The sequence below is a fragment of the Micromonospora sp. NPDC049799 genome, assembly GCF_040656655.1.
GTDB lineage: Bacteria > Actinomycetota > Actinomycetes > Mycobacteriales > Micromonosporaceae > Micromonospora.
The window spans coordinates 1-2,923 of the sequence record NZ_JBFAMU010000571.1 but is presented as its reverse complement, the minus strand read 5'-3'; the positions used below and the strand labels follow the sequence as shown (position 1 = coordinate 2,923).

General features: G+C 73.1%; 5 protein-coding genes. 4 read left to right on the top strand and 1 reads right to left on the bottom strand.

Annotated elements, in window-relative coordinates; genetic code table 11:
* The 3 genes from AB0I76_RS26515 to AB0I76_RS26505 all read left to right on the top strand — a co-directional run.
* A partial coding sequence (locus AB0I76_RS26515) for a helix-turn-helix domain-containing protein (RefSeq protein WP_357040839.1) occupies window positions 1-323 on the top strand: 323 nt, incomplete at its 5' end.
* Between the two features lie 24 nt (window positions 324-347).
* Entirely contained in the window at window positions 348-725 is a 378-nt protein-coding gene (locus AB0I76_RS26510) for a VOC family protein (protein WP_357040836.1), read from the top strand.
* 194 nt (window positions 726-919) lie between these two features.
* A complete protein-coding gene (locus AB0I76_RS26505; RefSeq protein ID WP_357040833.1) occupies window positions 920-1,780 on the top strand; it encodes a helix-turn-helix transcriptional regulator in 861 nt (286 codons plus the stop codon).
* A 91-nt stretch (window positions 1,781-1,871) separates the two neighbouring features.
* On the opposite strand, the gene AB0I76_RS26500 is transcribed toward AB0I76_RS26505, so the two are convergent.
* The gene (locus AB0I76_RS26500) at window positions 1,872-2,165 is read right to left on the bottom strand and encodes an antibiotic biosynthesis monooxygenase family protein (RefSeq protein WP_357040830.1); all 294 of its coding nucleotides are present in this window, start codon (window positions 2,163-2,165) and stop codon (window positions 1,872-1,874) included.
* A 101-nt stretch (window positions 2,166-2,266) separates the two neighbouring features.
* Between AB0I76_RS26500 and pnuC the strand changes: the two genes are divergently transcribed.
* Entirely contained in the window at window positions 2,267-2,920 is a 654-nt protein-coding gene (pnuC, locus tag AB0I76_RS26495) for a nicotinamide riboside transporter PnuC (protein ID WP_357040827.1), read from the top strand.
* Window positions 2,921-2,923: the final 3 nt, after the last annotated feature.

Below are 2,923 nucleotides of genomic sequence, written 5' to 3'. Positions count from 1 at the left end.
CCGGCCTCGCCGACGAACTGGGCTGGAGCCGGCGGCATCTCGCCGTCCGGTTCCACCGGGAGACCGGCCTGACGCCGCGGACCGCCGTCCGGCTGCTGCGGTTCCAGCGGGCGTCCGCGGCGCTGGGCCGGCGGCTGGCGGTGTGCGAGCCGCTGCCTGCTCCGGTGCGGGAGGACCCGCCGCCGGCGCGCACCTGGGCGGACCTGGCCGTCCGGTACGGCTACTACGACCAGTCGCACCTGATCCGCGACTTCCGCGAGTTCGCCGGCGCCACCCCCGCCGCGCTCTTCCCGCCCGGATCACATCCGTCCAATCCGGGCTGACCAGCGGCCCGCCAGGATCGACGCATGCGAACCATCTACCCGGTCCTCCGGTACACCGACCCCCGCGCCGCGATCGACTGGCTGGGCGCCGCGTTCGGCTTCGGCGTCCACGCGGCGCACGAGGCCCCCGACGGTTCGGTCGCGCACGCCGAGCTGATCTTCGACGACGGCATGGTGATGGTCGGCAGGAGACCCGACACGGCGCCTCCGCGGGTGCGGCCGGCCGACGACGACTACGCGGTGTACGTCGCGGTCGACGACGTGGACGCCCACCACGAGCGTGCCCGGGCGGCCGGCGCGGAGGTCGTCCGCCCGCCCTTCGACACCGACTACGGCTCCCGCGACTACGTGGCCCGGGATCTGGAGGGCACCGTGTGGTCCTTCGGGACCTACCGCGTCTGACCGGGGCCGACGAGTGCCGGTGCGGCGCGTGCGGTGCCCCGTCGACGTGGGTGGTCTCCACCGCGTGCCGGGTCGTCGACGGGGATGCGTGACGTGCCGGCGCGGTCGCGAGGTGGCGGGGTCGTCGCTTTGCGCGAGCGAAGTATTGCGGTGGGTGACCGTCCTGCGTACTCTCCCTCGGTGGGGAGGCGGGAATGCCGTTGTCGACGAGTCCGGTCATCAGACGCGCGAGGCTCGGTGCCGAGCTGCGACAGCTTCGCCGGCGTGAGTCACTCACGCTGGAGCAGGTCTGCGAGCGCCTGGGGTGGGCCTCCACTTCGAAGCTGTCCCGGATCGAGCTGGGTCAGAGCCGGCCGGATCTCGCCGACGTGCTCGACCTGCTCGACGTCTACGACGTGCCCGCGCCCAAGCGGGACGCCCTCATCGTGATCGCCCGGGACGCCGCCACCAGCCGGGGCTGGTGGAAGGCGCTGGGCGAGATGGGGGAGCGGCAGCGCACGTACGCCGAGCTGGAGGCCGGCGCGGCGAGCATCGTGGACTACCAGCCCGCCGTCGTGCCCGGGCTGCTCCAGACCCCGGCGTACGCGCGGCTGCGCATCACCGCCGGCCGGTTGCTGGACGCCACCGTGGACGTGGAGGCCGACGTGCGGGCCCGGTCGACCCGGCACGACGTGCTGCGCCGCGACGATCCACCGCGCTACACCGCGCTGCTCGCCGAGGGCGTCGTCGAGCTCGGCAACAGCCCGCCGGAGGTGTGGCGAGAGCAGGTGCGACGCCTGGTCGACCTGGCCGACCTGCCGCACGTGACGATCCGCCTGCTGCCCGGAGGCCGGCCGGCGCGGGAGGGCGTGTTCCCCCTGACGCCGTACTCCTGCTATTCGTTCCCGGATCCGGCGGACCCGCACACGGTGATGCTGGAGGCGTTGACCACCGACGTGCGCCTCGTGACCGCCGCCGACGTCGACCGGTACGGCGAGGTCACCGGCTGGTTGTCGGCGGTGGCCCTGTCGGCGGAGGAGACCGTCGCGGAGCTGACCCGACGGTTGGACCACTGAGCCGCGTGGCCACCGGACCCGGCGCCCCCGGGCCCGTCGGGGCCGGCGGCCCGCGCGTGCACGGCGACCGTAGGCCCGGCGTACGACATTCTCAGGCGGGCACGTCGACGAAGTGCTCGACCAGCGGCGGGTTGGCGAAGTGCGGCCCGATCAGGGCTCGCCACTGGGCGAACTTCGGGCTCTGCCGGAAGTTCACGTCGTGCGCCTCGACCGAGTCCCACTCGACGAGCAGCACGAACCGGGAGGGCGATTCCACGCCCCGGGTCATGCGGACCGAGCGGCAGCCCTCGGTGCTGGTGATGATCGGATGCGCCTGCTGGTAGGCGGCGGCGAAGGAATCCTCGTGGCCGGGGATGACGTCGATGAGCGCGACTTCGAGCACCATGCACGCAGCCTCCCACGGTCTCCGGCGTGCCGGTCGCCCCGGGGGCCGGTTCCCATCCGGCGGAAGGATCTCTAGGGTGATCGCGCGGAAGAGGGAGAGGCATGATCGACTGGCTCACCGGCGCGGCGTTCACCGTGGCGGGTACGCCGACCAGTTGGGCGGAGCTCCTGGGATTCGCCACCGGTGTGCTCACCGTCTGGCTGGTGGCCCGGCAGCGGATCGCCAACTGGCCGCTCGGCATCGCGAACGTCCTGCTGCTGATGCTGCTCTTCTGGACCGCCGGGCTGTACGCCGACGCCGCGCTCCAGGTGGTCTACGTCGGTCTCGGCCTCTACGGGTGGTGGGCCTGGCTGTACGGCGGTGAGCGGCGGTCGCGGCTCACCGTCAGCCGGACGAGCCCCCGGGAGTGGTGGGCGCTCGCCACGGCCGGTGTGGTCCTGACCGGTGCGATCTGGCTGCTGCTGGACCGCGCCACCGATTCGACGGTGCCGCTGCCGGACGCCCTGACCACCGTTCTCTCGCTGCTGGCGACGTACGGGCAGACCCGCAAGCGGGTGGAGAGCTGGTGGCTGTGGATCACGGCCGACCTGATCTACATCCCGCTCTACGCCTACAAGGACCTGTACCTGACCGCCGCGCTGTACGTGGTCTTCCTCGGGCTGTGCGTGCTGGGACTGCGCGAGTGGCGGGCCGACCTGCGGCGCGGCGCTCCGGCGACCCCGGTCCCGACCGGCCCGGCCCCGGTGGCCCGGTGACCG

Excerpts from the sequence above, each read along its gene's own strand:
- AB0I76_RS26510 (WP_357040836.1), top strand. The coding sequence starts at position 348 with ATGCGAACCATCTACCCGGTCCTCCGGTACACCGACCCCCGCGCCGCG.
- AB0I76_RS26505 (WP_357040833.1), top strand. The coding sequence starts at position 920 with ATGCCGTTGTCGACGAGTCCGGTCATCAGACGCGCGAGGCTCGGTGCC.
- AB0I76_RS26500 (WP_357040830.1), bottom strand. The coding sequence starts at position 2,165 with ATGGTGCTCGAAGTCGCGCTCATCGACGTCATCCCCGGCCACGAGGAT.
- pnuC (WP_357040827.1), top strand. The coding sequence starts at position 2,267 with ATGATCGACTGGCTCACCGGCGCGGCGTTCACCGTGGCGGGTACGCCG.